The sequence below is a fragment of the Pseudomonas sp. NFACC56-3 genome, assembly GCF_900100025.1.
GTDB lineage: Bacteria > Pseudomonadota > Gammaproteobacteria > Pseudomonadales > Pseudomonadaceae > Aquipseudomonas > Aquipseudomonas fluorescens_AA.
The window spans coordinates 462,817-482,825 of the sequence record NZ_FMTK01000001.1; the positions used below are offsets into that span (position 1 = coordinate 462,817).

13 protein-coding genes are annotated in these 20,009 nt (G+C 60.8%); 6 read left to right on the plus strand and 7 right to left on the minus strand.

Features of this window, described 5'->3' with window-relative positions; translation table 11 throughout:
• Positions 1-21: 21 nt before the first annotated feature.
• Entirely contained in the window at positions 22-1,314 is a 1,293-nt protein-coding gene (locus BLO80_RS01915; RefSeq protein ID WP_092326394.1) for a glycosyltransferase, read from the minus strand.
• Between the two features lie 238 nt (positions 1,315-1,552).
• On the opposite strand from BLO80_RS01915, the gene BLO80_RS01920 reads away from it, so the two are divergent.
• Positions 1,553-3,043, plus strand: a complete 1,491-nt coding sequence (locus tag BLO80_RS01920) for a PhoPQ-activated protein PqaA family protein (protein WP_092326396.1) — start codon at positions 1,553-1,555, stop codon at positions 3,041-3,043.
• A 110-nt stretch (positions 3,044-3,153) separates the two neighbouring features.
• Here BLO80_RS01920 and BLO80_RS01925 read toward each other — a convergent pair whose 3' ends face one another.
• Positions 3,154-3,525, minus strand: a complete 372-nt coding sequence (locus BLO80_RS01925) for a response regulator (protein ID WP_060742527.1) — start codon at positions 3,523-3,525, stop codon at positions 3,154-3,156.
• A gap of 260 nt (positions 3,526-3,785) precedes the next feature.
• On the opposite strand from BLO80_RS01925, the gene BLO80_RS01930 reads away from it, so the two are divergent.
• From BLO80_RS01930 to BLO80_RS01950, 5 genes are read left to right on the plus strand one after another with little or no spacing between them, the layout of a single operon-like run.
• Positions 3,786-7,268 carry a response regulator gene (locus BLO80_RS01930; RefSeq protein WP_092326397.1) on the plus strand — a complete coding sequence of 1,161 codons (3,483 nt, stop codon included), beginning with the start codon at positions 3,786-3,788 and terminating at the stop codon, positions 7,266-7,268.
• The gene (locus tag BLO80_RS01935) at positions 7,268-8,083 is read left to right on the plus strand and encodes a CheR family methyltransferase (RefSeq protein WP_092200821.1); all 816 of its coding nucleotides are present in this window, start codon (positions 7,268-7,270) and stop codon (positions 8,081-8,083) included. Before BLO80_RS01930 ends, BLO80_RS01935 begins: the two co-directional genes overlap by 1 nt.
• Positions 8,080-8,667, plus strand: coding sequence for a chemotaxis protein CheB (locus tag BLO80_RS01940; protein WP_092326399.1), 588 nt, complete (start codon positions 8,080-8,082; stop codon positions 8,665-8,667). Before BLO80_RS01935 ends, BLO80_RS01940 begins: the two co-directional genes overlap by 4 nt.
• Positions 8,668-8,672: 5 nt before the next feature.
• Positions 8,673-9,953, plus strand: a complete 1,281-nt coding sequence (locus BLO80_RS01945; protein ID WP_092326400.1) for a hybrid sensor histidine kinase/response regulator — start codon at positions 8,673-8,675, stop codon at positions 9,951-9,953.
• Entirely contained in the window at positions 9,946-10,323 is a 378-nt protein-coding gene (locus BLO80_RS01950; protein ID WP_060742522.1) for a response regulator, read from the plus strand. Before BLO80_RS01945 ends, BLO80_RS01950 begins: the two co-directional genes overlap by 8 nt.
• Before the next feature lie 215 nt (positions 10,324-10,538).
• Here the strand turns inward: BLO80_RS01950 and BLO80_RS01955 are convergent, their stop codons facing one another.
• From BLO80_RS01955 to BLO80_RS01975, 5 genes are all read right to left on the minus strand, one after another.
• A complete protein-coding gene (locus BLO80_RS01955) occupies positions 10,539-12,209 on the minus strand; it encodes a response regulator (RefSeq protein WP_092326402.1) in 1,671 nt (556 codons plus the stop codon).
• Positions 12,206-13,708, minus strand: coding sequence for an ATPase domain-containing protein (locus BLO80_RS01960; RefSeq protein WP_092326403.1), 1,503 nt, complete (start codon positions 13,706-13,708; stop codon positions 12,206-12,208). Before BLO80_RS01960 ends, BLO80_RS01955 begins: the two co-directional genes overlap by 4 nt.
• A gap of 198 nt (positions 13,709-13,906) precedes the next feature.
• Positions 13,907-14,965: a tetratricopeptide repeat protein gene (locus BLO80_RS01965; protein ID WP_092326404.1), complete on the minus strand. Its 1,059-nt coding sequence runs from the start codon at positions 14,963-14,965 to the stop codon at positions 13,907-13,909.
• A gap of 434 nt (positions 14,966-15,399) precedes the next feature.
• Positions 15,400-16,824, minus strand: a complete 1,425-nt coding sequence (locus tag BLO80_RS01970) for an efflux transporter outer membrane subunit (protein ID WP_092326406.1) — start codon at positions 16,822-16,824, stop codon at positions 15,400-15,402.
• A complete protein-coding gene (locus tag BLO80_RS01975) occupies positions 16,821-20,000 on the minus strand; it encodes an efflux RND transporter permease subunit (protein WP_092200845.1) in 3,180 nt (1,059 codons plus the stop codon). The genes BLO80_RS01970 and BLO80_RS01975 overlap by 4 nt, the downstream gene beginning before the upstream one ends.
• Positions 20,001-20,009: the final 9 nt, after the last annotated feature.

Here is a 20,009-nt window from a genome sequence, read left to right on the forward strand (position 1 = left end):
AGGCAGGTGCCACCCTGACGTCTAACCGTTGCGGTTTTTTTCTTCGATCCACTGGGACATGTATTGGGTGCTTTTGTGCTGGTGGTGACGCAGCATGCTGCCGGTGAAATTATCCCGGCGTCGTTGTGCCAGGTCCGCTCGGCAAGCGTTGATGCTGTCGATCAGCGCCGGCCCATGCACCTGTTGCCGGTAGCGGCTCGCCAGCAGCGCCAGGCCTGCGTGCTGGGCCTGGGTCCAGCGCGCCTGGTCGCTATACAATTGCACCGCCGCGCCGGCGATGCCTTCGGCGCTCTGGGCAATCGACCCGGGCCAGGGCATGTCGCCGTTCATGGCTTCGGCTCCCACGGGCGTGGTGACGTTGGGGGTACCGCAGAGCATGGCGTCGATCAGCTTGCCCTTGATCCCGGCGCCGAAACGCAACGGCGCCAGGCAGATGCGCGCCGCCGACATGACCTGCAAGGCGTCCTCGGCCCAGTTCATGATGTGAAAGCCCTGGGCCGGATTGTGCAGTGCGGCGGCCTTGGGCGGGGTATAGGCGCCGTACAGGTGCAGTTGTGCGCCGGGCAATTGCTGGCGGATCAGTGGCCAGATGGCGTTTTTCATCCAGAGCACGGCGTCCCAGTTCGGCGCGTGGCGAAAGTTGCCGATACTCAGGAAATGCGCCCGGTCCTCGAACGGAACCGACGGTTCACTGGGCAGGTCCAGCATCAACGGGCACCAGTGCAGCAGGTTGCGGGGCAGCTTGAAGTGCTCCGCCAACAGCTCGATTTCAACCTCGGACACCATCAGGTTGAGGTCGCAGCGGTACAGGGCGGCGATTTCCCGCTTGGCCAGGTCGGTGTCGGCCATCCTTTGGAATTCCTCGCCCAGGGCCGGGGCGAAGAGATCGCTGAAATCCTCGTTCGTCTCTTCGCGCTTCAGGCGCTCTTTCAAGCGTTGATGCCGGGCGTGACGCAGGCTTTGCAGATCGGAGGTTTCCAGCACTCGCAGGGCGCCGGGGCAGTGCTTTTCGACGCGCCAGCCGAACTGTTCCTCCATCATGAACTGGTCGAACAGCACGATGTCCGGGGCCAGTTCACGAATGAATGTGTCGAAACTGCTGCTGTTGAGTTCGATGGGCACTTCGCGGATACCCAGCGCGACCAGGTCGGCGCGTTGCTCGCCCGGGCCGGCCGGGCTGCTGAAGGTGATGTCCCAGCCTTGGCCCAGGAAGGTATCGAGGATCTGCATGACGTGCCCACTGGCAGCCGATGAGCGCGGCTCGGGCCAGACATAGCCGATAACCAGGACTTTGGTGGGGCTGGGGTGACGCATGGGCTGGCGTTTCCTTAGGGATGATCAGGCGCTTTCGGCGTGGGGCGCCGATCATACGTGTTAACTCAACCTGACGCCCTTTGGGTTTCTTGAATTTGTGCATGGCAACAAAGGCACTACTATTAACTGTGGAATAGCGGTCAACCCGCAAGACCCCGTCCGCTTTCCTCATCCGGTGTTACTCCCAGCATTTAGAGGCGTCACCATCCCGTTTGTAAAAACGCGAGAGGGTTACCTCATGTCCTCATTACGCTCAATCTCTATCGCATCGTGTTTGGCATTGCTGGTTTCCAGCAGTACCTTCGCCAACTCCACCCCACCCCCCACAAGATCAAGTCAATCTTGTTTCGATGCCAGCGGCAAGAACTTCAGTGAAGTGCTCAACTGCTACAAGGAGGAGCAGGCCAGTGTGCCGCTTAAATTTGTCGATAAAGGTACAAGGACTTTGCCAGGCATAACAATTCGGAGTTTCGAGTTGTTCTCGCAGAACTGGTCTCCCGGTGGGCAGGTGACTCCCACGCAGTGGTCGCACGATGTGGAAATATACATTCCGACCTTTCCCAAACCCCATCCCACCGCCCTTTTGATCGCCGACGATGGCATGAATCGTGAGCCAGACGGTAGCGATCCCATAAAACCTCTGGAAATACCGCCAGACGTGGCGATAGCTGTTGCCATAGCCAGTCGCACCACGGTTATTACCGTCAGTTATGTTCCCAACCAAGTGCTCTTCTATTACGGCAACAGCGACCCCAAATACGAAGGCACCCTGGTCGCGCAAAGCTGGGCGCAATTTCTGAAAAACCCTGAAGAACAACCCTTCGCCTCGGTCGATGTCGCGATGATGGAGAGCTTGGTCAAGGCAATGGATCTGGCAGAGCAGGAATTCGGGATCAAGCAGTTCATCGCCGCCGGTGGTTCAAAACGTGCTTGGGCTGCTTGGTTGGCAACCATTGCCGACGAGCGGGTTACAGGCTTGATACCAGTGGTGCTGGACATTACAGGCATGGGACAGGTAATCGAAAATACTTACCAAGCTTACGGTAAGAGTTGGCCTGTCGCATGGACTGACTACCTCGACGAGGGCGCGCTACAGCAGCGTTATACGGCTAACTTCAAGAAACTCGAAACTATTGAAGACCCGCTAAAGTATTTGAATAGCCGATATGCCAGCCGATTAGCAGTCCGAAAGTTCATCGTCAGCTCGAGCGGAGATGACTTCTTTCCGCCGGACAGCCAGAACTTCGCCAGAGCCTTACCGGGTCCCACCTCCATGCGAATGATTCCTAACGCTGGACATGGCGGTGTGGGGGACGCTGCGACCTCTTTGCTTCCGGTTCTCGCCTATTGGCAAAATGATCGCGAATTGCCGACGGTCACCGCTAGTGAGCAAACGGTGGAGGGCAAGCGTCAGTTTACTCTGCGTTTTTCAAGGGCACCGATCAGCCTTACTTATTGGAGGGCACGTAACCCAACTGACCGTGATTTTCGTTTTGAATGCGATATTCGCTACGAGAAGGTTGATATAAATCTCACTGGGGGGCTGGAAGAGGTCGTGCCTGTAGACATTCCCGAGGGAGGGTGGGAGTCAAGCTTTTTTGCGGCAACATTTGCAGATTTGCTGGTCGTGACCAGTGAAGTGACGATCACGCCCAACACCTACCCTGACCACCGGCCACCTGACAGTGGACGGCGCTGCAAAACCTTAACGGAAACGTCGAGCCGCTAGAGCCGGGAACCAGTAACAGGTGCTAGTGCCATGGTCGAGGTGATCGCCGCCGCAAGGTAGCGATCACCCCAGCCCAGGTGCACCGGTAGTGAGCAGGAATCCGCTTTGGCTCAAGCAAGAATGCTTTTGACCTTGTCCCGCAATTGATCGATGGAGAAGGGTTTGCCGATTACCGACATGCCTTCAGGCACATCGATACTTTCGGCATATCCGCTGGCAAACAGCACCGGCAGCTGTGGCCGCTCGAGTCGAGCCTGCTTGGCCAATTCACGTCCGTCCATTACCGGCAGGCCGACGTCGGTCATCATCAGGGCGATGTCCTGTTGGTGGTCACGCAAAAAACTCAGCGCCTGCTCACAACCGTCCGCCTCCAGCACCTGGTACTCCAGTTCCTCCAGCACGTCGACGATCAACATTCGCACGATGTCATCGTCTTCGACTACCAGGATGGTGGGCTGGGTGGCGGCAGGGGTGGTGGGCATAATCGACATTCTCGAAAGATGGGAGCGGGAGGGGCACGGAAAAAATGGCCTCATTCATGAGTAAGTGCCAAGGCGGCACAAGTTCCCTGGGATGTACAAGAAAGGATCTATAGTACAAGAGCTGACAAGGATAGTCGCTTCCCTGCTATAAGACGGATTGTCGTGGGATTTGCCTCGTTGACTTGTCAGAAAATGTGGATCCAGGCGCGGTTTTTCGGGCAAACTCCACCGATTTCAACTGTCCACCAAGGCCCCTTTCCATGACTCCTTCGTCTTCGGTCGACGAGCAAAGTTTTCGCAAGCTCCTGAGCCGTAATATCAGCCTGCCGTTGGGCATAGGCGTCCTCAGCGCGGTGTTTTTCGTCATCCTTATCACGTACCTGCTGTCGGTGATCCAATGGGTCGGCCATACCGACAGGGTGATCAATAACGCCAACGAAGCGCTCAAGCTGAGCGTGGACCTGGAAACCGGCATGCGCGGCTACTTGTTGAGTGGTGACGAGCACTTCCTCGACCCCTATGAAGTGGCCAAACCACGGATTGCCGTGGCGTTGGACACATTGCTGGAATTGACAGCCGATAACCCCGTCCAGACCGACCGCCTGCACAAGATCCAAGCACTCCAGACGGAGTGGGCCAATTACGCCCAAAGCATGATCGACCTGCAACGCAGCAGCGGCGATTACCGGGGCGCGGTGAAGGCCGGGCGCGGCAAGCGCTTGACCGACGAAATTCGTCAGTCCTTCGAAGAAGTCGTTGAAACCGAGCAACAATTGCGCGCGGCGCGCAACCAGGATGTGCGCACCACGACCGTCTGGAGCATTGCCCTTTACCTGTTGTTCGTCGCAGCGGTCAGTGGGCTCCTGGCCTACATCGGTCGCCGGGATCTGTTGAGCCTGTCCGAAAGCTACAGCGCCAGCCTGAAAGTCCAGCAACGCAGCGCTCTGCACTTGGAAAAGCAGGCCTGGCTGCGAAGCGGTCAGACGCAGCTGGCCGAGCAGGTCCTGGGGCAATTGTCGCTGAACCTGTTGGGCCGCAACATCCTGCAGTTCTGTGCGAAGTACCTGGGCGTCGCTGTCGCTGCGCTTTATGTGCGGGAAGAAAGTGGTGTCTTAAGGCGTGTCGCCACCTACGGGCTGTCCCGGGAAGATGAAGAACAACAGCAGGTGATCGTCGCCGGCGAAGGCATCGCTGGCCAGGCCGTGCAGCAGGGGCGTCTTATCCGTCTGGACGACGTACCGGACGATTACCTGAAAGTCAGCTCCGGGCTGGGGCAAGGCCTGCCCAACAGCGTGCTGGTGGTGCCGACCAGTGACGATGACCGGATCAACGGTGTCATTGAACTGGGATTCCTGCGGCCATTGACCGAGCGTGACATCGAGTTGCTGGAACTGATCGCCGGTAATATCGGCACTTCCATCGAAGCCGCCCGTTATCGCCAGCGTCTGCAGGAAGTACTGGCCGAAACCCAGCAGTTGAACGAAGAGCTGCAAGTCCAGCAGGAAGAACTCAAGACCGCCAACGAAGAGTTGGAAGAACAGTCGCGCATCCTCAAGGAGTCCCAGGTCCACCTGGAAGCCCAGCAACAGGAACTGGAGCAGACCAACGAGCAATTGGCCGAGCAGCGCGACGCCATGGATCAGAAGAACAGCGAATTGAACCTGGCCCAGATCCAGTTGCAGGAGCGCGCCGAAGAGCTGCAGCGTTCGAGCAAGTACAAGTCCGAGTTCCTGGCCAATATGTCCCATGAGTTGCGCACGCCGCTCAACAGCTCCCTGATCCTGTCCAAGCTGCTGGCGGAAAACCCGCAGCACAACCTCAGCGAGGAGCAGGTCAAGTTTGCCGAGTCGATCTACTCCGCCGGCAACGACCTGCTGAACCTGATCAACGACATTCTCGACATCTCCAAGGTCGAGGCCGGAAAGCTGGAAGTGCGTCCGGAAAACACCAGCGTGCAGCGGCTGGTGGAAGGGCTGCAGGATATGTTCAAGCCCTTGGCGGCGGACAAGGGCCTGAATTTCGAGGTCCAGGTGCTGCCCGATGCGCCGGCGATGCTCTACACCGACCGCCAGCGCCTGGAGCAGGTGATCAAGAACCTGCTGTCCAATGCCGTGAAATTCACCGAGCAGGGTTCCGTCAGCCTGTCCGTGGCTGGTCAGCCAGGCTCGGGCATCGCGTTCATCGTGCGGGATTCCGGGATCGGCATCGCCGTCGATCAACAGCAAAGCATTTTCGAAGCGTTCCGCCAGGCCGATGGCACCACCAACCGTCGCTACGGCGGCACCGGCCTGGGGTTGTCGATTTCCCGGGACCTGGCCATATTGCTGGGCGGCTCGATTTCGGTCTCCAGCGAGCCGGGGCAGGGCAGTGTGTTTACGCTGGTATTGCCTGAGCGTTATGTCGAGCCCGGTGACACGCCCATAACGCCGATGACCTTCACCCCGACAGCCACCGCGCCGGCGCCTGTCGCGCCCAAAGCCGCACCGGCACCGTTGATCGCCGAGGTGGACACGCCGATTGCCCGGTTCGCCGACGACCGCGACAAGGCGCCGTTCGACACCCGGTGCATCCTGGTGATCGAAGACGAGCCCAAGTTCGCCCGGATTCTGTTCGACCTGGCCCATGAGCTCGGTTATCAGTGCCTGGTGGCCCACGGTGCCGATGAAGGCTTCGACCTGGCTTTGCAACTGGCTCCCGACGCGATCCTGCTGGACATGCGCCTGCCGGACCATTCCGGGCTGACGGTGTTGCAGCGACTCAAGGAGCAGGCCGAAACCCGGCACATCCCGGTGCACGTGATTTCCGTCGAAGACCGTGTCGAAGCCGCCATGCACATGGGCGCCATCGGCTACGCCGTCAAGCCGACTACCCGTGAAGAACTCAAGGACGTGTTCGCCCGCCTGGAGGCCAAGCTGACCCAGAAGGTCAAGCGGGTGCTGCTGGTGGAGGACGATGATCTGCAGCGCGACAGTATTACCCGCCTGATCGGCGACGATGACATCGAGATCACCGCCGTTGGCTTGGCCCAGCAGGCCCTGGACCTGCTGCGGACCAATGTCTACGACTGCATGATCATCGACCTCAAGTTGCCGGACATGCTCGGCAATGACCTGCTCAAGCGCATGTCCAGCGAAGACATCTGTTCCTTCCCGCCGGTGATCGTCTACACCGGGCGCAACCTGACACGGGACGAAGAAGCCGAACTGCGCAAATATTCACGCTCGATCATCATCAAGGGTGCCCGTTCGCCAGAGCGTTTGCTGGACGAGGTGACACTCTTTCTGCACAAAGTCGAATCCCGGTTGTCCCATGAACGACAGCGGATGCTCAAGACCGCCCGCAGCCGCGACAAGGTGTTCGAAGGCCGCAAGGTGTTGTTGGTGGACGACGACGTGCGCAACATCTTTGCCCTGACCAGCGCCCTGGAGGCGAAGGGGGCGATCGTGGTCATTGGCCGTAATGGCTTGGAGGCGATCGATCGCCTGAATGAATTCGACGACATCGACCTGGTGCTGATGGATGTGATGATGCCGGAGATGGACGGTTTCGAAGCCACCACGCTGATCCGCAAGGATCCGCGCTGGCGCAAGCTGCCTATCATCGCCGTAACGGCCAAAGCCATGAAGGACGATCAGGAACGCTGCCTGGCGGCGGGTTCCAATGACTACCTGGCCAAGCCGATCGATCTGGATCGTCTGTTCTCGCTGATTCGCGTGTGGTTGCCGAATATGGAAAGAATTTAGTGGAACGTGACACTGACATTGAACTTCGTTTGTTGATCGAAGCGATTTACCTCAAGTACAGCTACGATTTTCGCGATTATTCCGGCGCTTCCATCAAGCGCCGGGTCCACCATGCGTTGAGCCAGTTCGAGTGCAAGACCATCTCGGCCTTGCAGGAGCGCGTGCTGCACGACCCGGGTGCATTCATGCAGTTGTTGCAACTGCTGACGATCCCCGTCAGCGAGATGTTCCGCGACCCCTCGCATTTCCTGGCGATCCGCGAGGAAGTCGTGCCGCTGCTCAGGACATACCCTTCGATCAAGATCTGGATCGCCGGTTGCAGCACGGGGGAGGAGGTCTACTCCATGGCGATCCTGCTGCGAGAAGAGGGCCTGCTGGACCGCACCTTGATCTACGCCACCGATATCAATCCGCGCTCATTGGAAAAAGCCAAGCAGGGCATTTTCTCCCTGGAAAACGTGCGCACCTACACGCAGAACTACCAGAGCGCTGGAGGACGGCGATCGTTTGCCGATTACTACACCGCCGCCTACGATTATGCGATGTTCGATAAAAGCCTGTGCGAGAACGTGACCTTTGCCGATCACAGCCTGGCAACCGACAGTGTTTTTTCAGAAACTCAATTAATTTCATGCCGCAATGTATTGATATACTTTAATAAAAAACTGCAAGATCGTGCGTTTGGACTGTTCCATGAATCCCTTTGCCATCGTGGTTTCCTGGTATTGGGCAGCAAGGAGACATTGGATTTTTCGGCTTACGGTCATCGATTCGAGCCGTTGGTCAAACAGGAACGGATCTATCGCAAGTTATGAACCAGACGAAGGACAGATCCAACCCGCCCATCGAGGCCATTGTCGTCGGTGCATCGGCCGGCGGCGTCGAAGCGTTGCTCAGGGTATTCGGACACCTGCGCAAGGGTTTCGGCCTGCCCATCGTGGCGGTACTGCATTTGCCGGATGAGCGCGACAGCCAACTGGCCTCCGTGCTCGGCCATCGCCTGGCGGTGCCGGTGGAGGAAGCCCGGGACAAGCAGGACATCGCACCAGGCACCTTGTACGTCGCCACGCCCGGCTATCACTTGTCGGTCGAGGCCGACCGTTGCCTGTCGTTGAGCCTGGAGGACCCCGTACATCATTCGCGACCGTCCATCGACGTGCTGTTCGAGTCGGCCGCCGATGTCTACGGCGAGAAGTTGTTGGCCGTGGTGTTGACCGGCGCCAATGGCGATGGCGCCCGGGGCCTGGCGAAGGTCAGGGCGCTGGGCGGGATCACCGTGGTTCAGGACCCCGCTGAAGCCCAGGTCGCGACCATGCCCGAAGCGGCGCTGGCCCTGCATGAGCCCGACCATATCCTTACTTTGCAAGGCATCGGCCAATTGCTGGCCGGGCTGGAATGAACCACATGCCAAGAGATGTTCAAGCCAAACTGCTGATCGTCGATGATCTGCCTGAGAATCTGTTGGCCCTGGAAGCGCTGATCAGGGGCCCCGACCGCGAGATCTTCAAGGCCCTGTCGGCGGACGAAGCACTGTCCCTGCTGCTGCAACACGACTTTGCCCTGGCCATCATCGATGTGCAGATGCCCGATATGAACGGTTTTGGCCTTGCCGAGCTGATGCGTGGCACGGAGAAGACCCGCAGCATCCCGATCATTTTCGTCAGCGCCGCCGGTCGTGAGCGCAACTACGCCTTCACCGGCTATGAAAACGGCGCGGTGGACTTCCTGCACAAGCCGCTGGACACCCAGGCCGTCAAGAGCAAGGTCAATGTGTTCGTCGAGCTGTATCGCCAGCGAAAGGCCATGAAGGAACAAGTCGTGGCCCTCGAGCAGAGCCGGCGGGAGCAGGAGGTCCTGTTGCAGCAACTGGAGGCCACCCGCGGCGAGCTGGAGCAAGCGGTGCGTATGCGTGACGACTTCATGTCCATTGTCGCCCACGAGGTGCGCACCCCCCTCAATGGTCTGATTCTCGAGACCCAACTGCGCAAGATGCACCTGGCCCGGGACAATGCCGCGGCCTTCAGCCTGGACAAGGTGCGGGCGATGGTCGAGCGCGATGAGCGGCAGATCAAGAGTCTGATCCGGCTGATCGAGGACATGCTGGATGTGTCGCGGATTCGTACTGGCAAGCTGTCGATCCGGCCGACCCGCTTCAATTTGACGGCACTGGTGGAAAACCTGCTGCGCAACTTCCAGCCGCAGATTGCCATCGCCGAGTGCTCATTGACCTGCCTGGCCGATCCGGTGGTGGAGGGGCTATGGGATGAGTTTCGCATCGAACAAGTGGTGTCGAACCTGTTGACCAATGCGCTGCGCTACGGTGGCAAGAACCCGATCGAAGTGCGCGTCTACCAGACGCCCGAGCATGCCTGCATCGAGGTCCGGGACCACGGCATCGGCATCAGCGAGGAGAACCAGAAGCGTATCTTCCAGCAGTTCGAGCGCGTATCGTCCAAGGCGGCCGCTTCAGGCCTGGGGCTGGGGCTGTTCATTTCCGAGCAGATTGTCACGGCCCATGGCGGGACGATCACGGTCGACAGTCGTCTCAATGAAGGCTCGTTGTTTCGCGTTTGCCTGCCCCTGCAGAAAACTGTCTTGGATAAAACCGCCGAACAGACGCAACCTCTGAGAGACCCTAAGGTCGTATCAGCAGCTATTGATCGAACAAAGGCTTCTCATGAGTGAAGACGCGCAAGATGTTGTATTGATCGTCGAGGATGACCCGTCGATCCTGATGGTGCTGTCGGCCTACCTGTCGGGCGAGGGATACCGGGTGCTACAGGCCGAAAACGGTGACCAGGCGTTCGAGATCCTGGCGAGCAAGCCGCATCTGGACATGATGATTACCGACTTCCGCCTGCCGGGCGGTATTTCCGGCGTACAGATCGCCGAGCCTGCGGTCAAGTTGCGCCCCGAACTGAAGGTCATCTTCATCAGTGGCTACGCGCAGGAAGTGCGCGACACCGATAGCCCCATCACCCGCAAGGCCCCGATCCTGGATAAACCGTTCGACCTGGATGAGTTACAGCGCATCATGCAGTCGATGTTGTCGTAGTAGGCCGGGTGAGGGGGCATGTCCCGGCAGATCAGGCAAAACCCTGCGGCGAGGGCGCTTGCTCCCGCTGGGCTATGTAGGAGCTGGCGAAGCCTGCGATCTTTCGCTGGAGATTCAAGTGTCTGGGGAAAGATCGCAGCCTCGCTCCGCTCGACAGCTCCTACCGCGCCCGCCTGCGGGAGCCAGCTTGCTCGCCACAATGCCTGCCCATCGCCTCAAACCTTGATCATCTCCCGTACCTTGGCCGTCAACAAATCAAACGTGAACGGTTTGGTGATCATCTGCATCCCCGGGTCAAGGAAGCCGCCGCGTACCGCCGCATGCTCGGCGTAGCCGGTGATGAACAGCACCCGCAGGTCCGGACGCACCTGCCGGCCGATTTCCGCCAGTTGCCGACCATTCATGCCGGGCAGGCCTACGTCGCTGATCAGCAGGTCGATGCGTTGGCCTGACTGGAGGATCGGGACCGCGCCATTGGCGTCGGCCGCTTCCACAAAGGCATAACCCAGCTCGCTCAACACCGCGCTCACCAGCACCCGCACCGCCGGATCGTCCTCGACGATCAGCACGGTTTCGCCGTCCTGCGCATGCGGCGCGTGCTGCGTGATGACCTGGGGCTCGTGGACTTCTTCACCGCGAAAGCGCGGCAGGTACAGGTTCACGGTGGTGCCTTTGTCGACCTCGCTGTCGATGGTCACGTGGCCACGCGACTGCTTGCTGAAGCCATAGATCATCGACAGGCCCAGCCCGGTGCCCTGGCCGATCGGCTTGGTGGTGAAAAACGGGTCGAACGCGCGGCCGATCACCGCTTCGGGCATGCCACAACCGGTGTCCTGCACGCTCAGCACCACATAGTCGCCGGGCTCCAGGTTGGTGTAGGCATCGGTGAAGTCGGCGTCCAGGTGTCGGTTGCAGGTCTGCACCACCAGATTTCCGCCGTTGGGCATGGCATCCCGGGCGTTGAGCACCAGGTTGAGCAGGGCGCTTTCCAGTTGGTTGGGGTCGGCCTCGGCGACCCAGAGCTGTTCGTCCAATCGCATGTCCAGGCGAATGCTCTCGTTGAGGCTGCGTTGCAGCAGCTCGCCCATGGACAGCACCAGCGTATTCATCTGGACGGCCTTGGAGTCCAGCGATTGCCGTCGGGAAAACGCCAGCAGGCGATGGGTCAGGCCGGCGGCGCGGTTGGCCGAGGTCACGCCCAGGTCGATCAGGCTGTCCAGGTCCTCGGTACGGCCGCGGGCCAGGCGCCGGCGCAGCAGTTCGAGGCTGCCGATGATCCCGGTGAGCATGTTGTTGAAGTCGTGGGCGATACCGCCGGTCAATTGGCCGACCGCTTCCATTTTTTGCGACTGGCGCAGGGCTTCTTCGTTGTGGCGTAGTTGGGCGGTACGTTCTTCTACCTGCTGCTCGAGGGTTTCAAGGGTGGTCTGCAGGCGCAGTTCGCTGTTGCTGAGGTCGATCAGGCGGTCGCGGGCTTCGTACTGCCTTCGACGACCTCGCAGGGCGGTGGTCACCAGGCTGATCAGGGTCACAGGATGGAAAGGGCGCTCGAGAAAGGTCACGTTACCCAATCGCGCACCGATACGGGCCGCCGGGTTCTGTTCCGGCCCGCCGTGATGGGTCAGCAAGACAATGGGCAGGTCTGACCAGGCCGGCTGCTGTTCGATTTGCTGGAACAGCGTTTCCAGGTCGGGCCCTACCAAGGCCTCCGAAGAGATCACCAGCAGGCCGGCACCGCTTTCCAACTCTTCGCACAAATGGCCCAGGTGGTGGCAGATGAGGCCGGCAAAACCGGCTTCATTGAGGATCATCAAGGCGATCTGGCTGTCCCGTCCCAGCGGTGCGAGGATCAGCGCCCGCTCGGACAGGGGCTCGGCCGGCGTCACCGGTGTTCATCCTTGAGCAGCGGGTTGCTCTCGCCCATGTAGGTGGGGACCCCGCGCAGGACACCTTGGAACGCCTCCAATGGCTCGCCGATGGTCATGCCCTGGCGGCTGATGCGGTATTCGCGGATGGTCGACTCGTGGCTGCCGGTGCGTTTCTTGATGATGGAGATCGCCCGGCGAACCTTGCCCAGTGCTTCGAAATAACGCAACAGAATCACCGTATCGGCCAGGTAAGTAATGTCCACGGGCGCTTGCATGTCGCCGACCAGACCGTGCTGTGCAACGGTCATGAAGGTCGCCGCACCTTTGCGGTTGAGATAGAGCAACAATTCATGCATGTGCAGCACCAGGGCGTTCTCTTCCGGCATCGCCGCCTGATAGCCGTTGATACTGTCGATGACCACGGTCTTGATGTTGCCCTCATCGACGCAACGGCGTACGCGGTGGGAGAACTCGCCGGGGGACAACTCGGCGGCGTCGACCTGTTCGATCAGCAGGTTGCCGGTCTCCAGCAGGGCCTGCAGGTCGATGCCGATGTTTTTCATGCGCTCGAACAGCAAGCCCAGCTCTTCGTCGAAGATGAACAGCGCGGCTTTCTCGCCGCGCTGTACGGCGGCTGCGGCAAAAATCAGCGCGATCAGCGACTTGCCGGTACCCGCCGGGCCCAGGATCAAGGTACTGGACCCTGTCTCGATACCGCCGCCCAGCAGCGCATCCATTTCGCCGATGCCGCTGGAGAGTTGCTGGCGCAGGTACTGCCCACGATGCTCGGCGGCCACCAGGCGCGGGAAGACGTGCACGCCGTCGCTCATGATGGTGAAGTCATGGTAACCGCCGCGGTATTTCTGCCCGCGATACTTGACTACCCGGATCCGCCGCCGTTCGGCGCCGTAGTTGGGGGTCAGTTCCTCCAGGCGCACCACCCCGTGGGCCACGCTGTGCACGGTCTTGTCCAGGGATTCGGTAGTCAGGTCGTCAAGCAGCAGGACCGTGGCGTCGTAGCGCACGAAATAATGCTTGATCGCCAGGATCTGGCGCCGATAGCGCAGGGAGCTTTGCGCCAGCAGCCGGATTTCCGACAGGCTGTCGAGCACGACCCGGGTCGGCTTGACCCGTTCGACCACTTCGAAAATCTGCCGCGTCGCTTCGCCCAGCTCCAGGTCCGAGGAGTACAGCAGGCTCTGCTGATGCTCGGCATTGAGCAGGCTTTCGGGCGGGGTCAGCTCGAAAATATGAATATTGTCATCCAGCGTCCACCCGTGGGAGGCCGCGCCCTGACGCAGTTCACGCTCGGTTTCCGATAGCGTGATGTACAACGAGCGCTCGCCAGCCTTGGCGCCGGCTAACAGAAAATGCAACGCGACCGTGGTCTTACCAGTCCCGGGTTCCCCCTCTAGCAGGAACACATGGCCGCGGGACAAACCACCGGAAAGGACATCATCCAGTCCTTCGATGCCGGTGGCGGCTTTTGCACTGATCAACTCGTTAGATGTAGACAAAAATAGCCCTCTCATGACTAGGGAAGTGGGCAGCAGGCGGGGTAACGCCTGAAATCGACTGCCTGAACACTTGACCTTTGGCAGTGATGGCGGTTCCGCTTACATCGACAAAACGCGGTGTACTGCACAACTTTTTGTAGGAGCTGTCGAGCGAAGCGAGGCAGCAGGCAATTGAGTGATTGCAGCCTTCGACAGCGCCTACAGGCCCTGTTGCAGCGCCGGGTCATCGGGGTTCAACTGCTCCAATTGCGCCAACAGGATTTGAACGTTCTGCAACTGACCGGTTTCCTTCCAATAGTTGATCAGCAACACCCGTGCCTTGCGGTCGGCGGGGTAGCGCTGGACGATTTCCTGCAACTGTTTCTGCGCGGCTTCCACTTCCTGTTCGGCATGCAGGGTGGTCGCCAAGTCATAGCGGTAATGCCGGTTCTCGGGTTCCAGTTCCACGGCTTTTGCCAGACCGAGCACCGCATACTCGCTCTGGCCGTGTTGCAGCAGCCACATGCCCAGCGCATGTTGCAGATAAGCCGACGTTGGCTGGGTTTGCAACTGTCGGGCGAGCAGTTGTCGTGCGGCTTCGCTCTGGCCTTGTTTGTCCAGCACTTCGATCTGCATGACCAGCGCCGGGAGATTGTCCGGTTGCAGACGCAAAGCCTGCTCAAGGGCTAATTGGGCTTTCTTCAATTCGGCGTTGTGCAGATGCAGCCGGGCAAGCTGGTAGTGGGCCTCCGCGGTTTTCGGACCATCCTCGAGCACCTGTTTCCAGGTATCGATGGCGATCTGCATCGCGCCGAAATACAAGCCCAGGTCATCCGGCGAGAGGCCCAGCAGCGCATTCACGGCTGCGAACCGGACATTCGCGTCGTCATCATCCAGGAGTGGGCCGAGCAACAGGCTGCGCTGGCCCGTCGGAACCAGCCCGACGATACTGCCGATGGCCGCCCGACGTACGTCCGGTGATTCGCTGTGCAGGTCCGCGTCCGCCAGTTTCAAGGCTTGCGGGCTGGGGTAGTTGGGCAGTTCGGCGTGCAGCCACACACGGCGCTTGGGCGAGAGGTCCGGACGCCCCAGTTGCTGGTAAAGCATGCGCGCCGCCCCCGGCTGTCCGTTGCGGGCGCTTTCCAGGGCTTCACTGTAACCGCGCTTGATCGCTTCGGGGATTTGCGGCGTGGTGCTGCGTAGCCATAGCGCGACAAGACCGATCAACAACAGGACACAGAGGCTGAGGAGTAGATAGCGGCGGCGAGGCGAGGGCATGCAGGGAATCCATTACCAGAAGCGTGAAATGTCGCAAGCTTCGGTCAGGTGGCGGCTTGAGTCAAACCTTGTCACAGCGGTAGCGGACCTGTGGGAGCGAGCTTGCTGGCGATGGCGTCGGATCAGCGATATCGATATTGACTGACCCACCGCCATCGCGAGCAAGCTCGGCTCCCACACTGCAATGGAGGAGACACAAACCCTGTACCCACCCGAGTTCCCCTGTGGGAGCCGAGCTTGCTCGCGATGGCGTTTGCGCATCCGACATCACCGCCAGCTGACCCACCGCTATCGAGAGCATGCTCGCTCCCACAATGGGCTCTTTCACGGTGGGTTGTGGGCGATAGGCAAAAAAAGCCCCGCGTCCAAATGAGCGCGGGGCAAAGAATTGGTTGGTTGCGGCCAACCAAAGGAGCTCGGTTGAGCAGGGCGGGTCAGTTGCTGGCAACGGTTTCCGGTTTCCAGCCGCCACCCAGGGCCTTGTAGATTGCGACGATGCCGCGGTACAGGTCCACTTCGGCCTGGGCCTGGGTGTCTTCGGCGGCCAGGCGTTCACGTTGGGCATCGAGCAGCACGAGGAAATCCACGGTGCCTTCGCGGTAACGAATCTCGGCCAGGTCGGCGGCGGCGCGGCTCGATTCACTCTGGCGGATCAGCGAAATCAGCCGTTGCTGGCGCTTGCCGTAGTCACTGAAGGCGTTTTCCGATTCTTCCAGGGCCAGCAGCACTTGCTGTTCGTAGGTCGCCAGGGCGCCGTCCGCCTCGGCGTCGGCACCGCGCAAGCGCGCCCGCACGCTGCCCAGGTCGAAAGCGGCCCAGGTAATACTCGGGCCCAGCGCCCAGGCGTTGGCGGCCGAGGAGCCGATCTGCGAACCGCGTCCAGCCGTGAAACCAAGGAAACCGCTCAGGCTGACCCGTGGGAACAGATCGGCCTTGGCCACGCCGATGCGCGCCGTGGCGGCGGCCAGTTGGCGCTCGGCACTGAGAATGTCCGGGCGTCGTTGCAGCAGTTCACCCGGATCGCCGATGGGCAGGGCCTTGGCGATGGCCGGCAACTGTTTCGGGCTCAGGTCCACGCTGAGTTTGTCCGGGCGCTCACCCAGCAACGTGGCGATGCGGTTGCGTTGGCGCACCTGTTCGGCCTGCAGTTGCGGCACGCTGGCTTCTACAGACGCCAGGCGGGCATCGGCACGCACCACATCGAGCTGATCGCCGACACCGGCATCGCGCAGGCTTTCGGTGATCTTGCGCGAATCCTGCTGGTTCTTCAGGTTGGCCAAGGCGATCTTTTCCCGCAGTTGCGCGCCGCGCAATTGACCGTAGGCGTCCACCAGTTCGGCGATCATCGTCACCTGCAACTGATAGAGGTCGGCTTCGACCGCCTGCTGATCGGCGTCGGTGGCTTCCAGGTTACGCCGGATGCGTCCGAACAGGTCCAGCTCCCAGGCCATGTCCAGGCCCAGGTCGTAACGTTCGGTGTTGACCCGCTCGTCCGTCTGCCCTGTCGGATTCTGGCCCTTGCCGAGGTCGCTGCTGGCACGGCTGGTGATGGTTGGCATGACGTCATTGCTGGCGTCATCGCGAATCGCCCGGGCGGCCCGCAAGCGGGCGAAGGCCACGCGCAACTCGCGGTTGCCTTCCAGGGAGCGAGTCACCAACGCGTTGAGGGTCGGGTCGTCGAACTGCTGCCACCAGACGCCCTCGAAGCGGGCCCGGTCGAAATTCTTCTGGCCGGCGGCACCGTCGGTGGCGGTGGTGATGGTCGCCGCCTCCGTTTGGGGTGCCTTGTAGTCCGGGCCCACGGCGCAGGCGCTCAACGCCAGGGCCAGCAAGCTCGGAACGAACGCTTTCAAACTCATTGTTGCGCCTCCAGTTTCAAAGCCCGGGCCGCTTTGCGGGCCTCGCTGCGCTCGACGAAGTTGCGGATCAGTACATAGAACACAGGGGTGAGCAGCAGGCCGAAGAAGGTCACGCCGAGCATCCCGGAGAACACCGCCACACCCATGGCATGACGCATTTCCGCACCTGCGCCGCTGGAGAACACCAGGGGCACCACGCCCATGATGAAGGCGAAGGAGGTCATCAGGATCGGCCGCAGACGCAGGCGGCACGCTTCGAGGACCGCCGCCAGCGGGTTCATGCCTTCGAGCTGTTTATCCTTGGCGAACTCGACGATCAGAATCGCGTTCTTGCAGGCAAGACCCACCAGTACGATCAAGCCGATCTGGGTAAAGATGTTGTTGTCGCCACCGGAGAGAATCACCCCGGTAATCGCCGACAGCAGGGTCATCGGTACGATCAGGATCACCGCCAATGGCAGGCTCCAGCTTTCGTACTGTGCCGCGAGCACCAGGAACGCCAGCAGTACGCAGAGCGGGAACACGAACAGCGCGGTGTTGCCCGAGAGGATCTGCTGGTACGTCAGGTCGGTCCACTCGTACGTCATGCCGTTGGGCAGTTCGTCCTTGAGCAGTTTTTCGATGGCCTTTTCAGCCTGGCCGGAGCTGTATCCCGGGGCAGCGGCACCGTTGATTTCAGCCGTGATGAAGCCGTTGTAGTGCATCACGCGATCTGGCCCCGAGGTGTCGCTGACCTTGATGAAGGTCGCCAGCGGGATCATCTCGCCGCGGTTGTTGCGCACCTTGAGCTGGCCGATCTGGTCCGACTCGAGACGGAACTGCTGCTCGGCCTGGACGTTGACCTGGTAGGTGCGACCGAAGCGGTTGAAGTCGTTGGCATACAGCGAACCCAGGTAGATCTGCAGGGTGTCGAAGATGTCGCTGACGGCCACGCCGTGGGTCTTGGCTTTTTCACGGTCGATGGCGGCATCGACCTGGGGCACGTTCACGGTGTAGCTGGTGAACAACCCGGCCAGTTCCGGCACGCTGCGGCTCTTGGTGATGATGTTCATGGTTTCTTTGTACAGCTCGTCGTAGCCCAGGTTGCCCCGGTCCTCGATTTGCAGGCGGAAACCACCGATCGTGCCCAGGCCCTGTACCGGCGGCGGCGGGAAGATCGCCATGTAGGCTTCCTGGATCTCCGAGTACTTGCCGTTCAAGGCACCGGCGATGGCGCCGGCCGACATGCTCGGGTCCTTGCGCTCGTCGAAGGGCTTGAGGGTCACGAACACGATGCCGGCGTTCGGGCTGTTGGTGAAACCGTTGATCGACAGGCCGGGGAAGGCCACGGCGCTTTCAACGCCCGGTTGCTTGAGGGCCAGGTCGGACATGCGCTTGATCACGTCTTCGGTGCGGTCCAGGCTCGAGGCGTCCGGCAGTTGGGCGAAGGCCACCAGGTATTGCTTGTCCTGGCCGGGTACGAAACCGGTCGGGGTGGTGGAGAAGCCGAAGAACGTCAGCACCATCAGGCCGGCGTAGAGCACCAGGGCGATGCCGCTGCTGCGGATGACCCGAGCGACGGTGCCCACGTAGCCGTGGCTGGCACGCTCGAAGAAGCGGTTGAACGGACGGAACAGCCAGCCACCGAATATCTTGTCCAGGAACTTGGAGAAACGGTCCTTGGGCGCGTCATGGCCCTTGAGCAGCACCGCGGCCAGGGCCGGCGACAGGGTCAGGGAGTTGACCGCCGAGATTACCGTGGAGATGGCAATGGTCAGGGCGAACTGTTTATAGAACTGACCGGTCAGGCCGCTGATGAACGCCGCCGGAACGAAGACCGCGCACAGCACCAGGGCGGTGGCGATGATCGGACCGGTCACTTCGCCCATGGCGCGCTTGGTCGCCTCCACGGGGGTCAGCCCCAGCTCGATGTTTCGCTCGACGTTCTCCACCACCACGATGGCGTCGTCCACCACGATACCGATCGCCAGGACCAGGCCGAACAGCGACAGGGCGTTCAACGAGAAGCCGAACAGGTGCATCACCGCGAACGTACCGATCAGCGAAACCGGCACCGCCACCAGGGGGATGATCGAGGCGCGCCAGGTCTGCAGGAACAGGATCACCACCAGCACCACGAGAATCAGGGCTTCGAACAGGGTGTGGACCACCGCTTCGATGGAGCCCCGGACGAAGATCGTCGGGTCATAGACGATGCTGTAGTCCATTCCCGCCGGGAAGCCTTTTTTCAGCTCTTCCATCTTGGCGCGAACGTCGTTGGAGATCTGGATCGCGTTGGAACCAGGGCGCTGGAAGATCGGGATCGCCACCGCCGGCTGGTTGTCCAGCAGCGAGCGCAGGGCGTATTGGCTGGAGCCCAGCTCGACCCGGGCGATGTCCTTCAGGCGCGTGATCTCACCATTGGCGCCGGAGCGAATGATGATGTTCTCGAATTCTTCCTCACTCACCAGGCGACCCTGGGTATTGATCGACAGCTGGAAGGATTGAGCGTTCGGCGCTGGCGGCGCACCCAGGGCACCGGCCGCCACCTGGCGGTTCTGTTCACGGATCGCGGTGACCACGTCAGTGGCGGTCAGGTTGCGCGAAGCGGTCTTGTTCGGATCCAGCCAGACCCGCAGGGAGTAGTCACCCATGCCGAACAGCTGCACATCACCTACGCCGCCCAGGCGCGCCAGCTCATCCTTGATGTTGAGCAGGGCGTAGTTGGACAGGTAGAGCATGTCGTAGCGTTTGTCCGGCGAGGTCAAGTGCACGACCATGGTCAGGTCGGGCGAGGCCTTGTCCACCGTGATGCCGATCCGGGTCACTTCTTCCGGCAGCTTGGGCTCGGTCCGGGTGACACGGTTCTGCACCTGCACCTGGGCGTTGTCCAGGTCGGTGCCCAGGGCGAAGGTGATGGTCAAGGTGATCTTGCCGTCAGCGGTGGACTGCGAGGACATGTACAGCATGTTCTCGACGCCGGTGATGGCTTGTTCCAGGGGCGCGGCCACGGTTTCGCCGATGACCTTGGGGTTGGCGCCGGGGAAGTTGGCGCGTACGACCACGGTCGGCGGCACGACTTCCGGGTATTCGCTGATCGGTAGCTGGAACAGCGAGATGGCGCCGGCGATCAGGATCAGCAGCGAGAGCACTGCTGCGAAGATCGGCCGCGAAATGAAGAACTGGGAAAATTTCATCTTGGATTC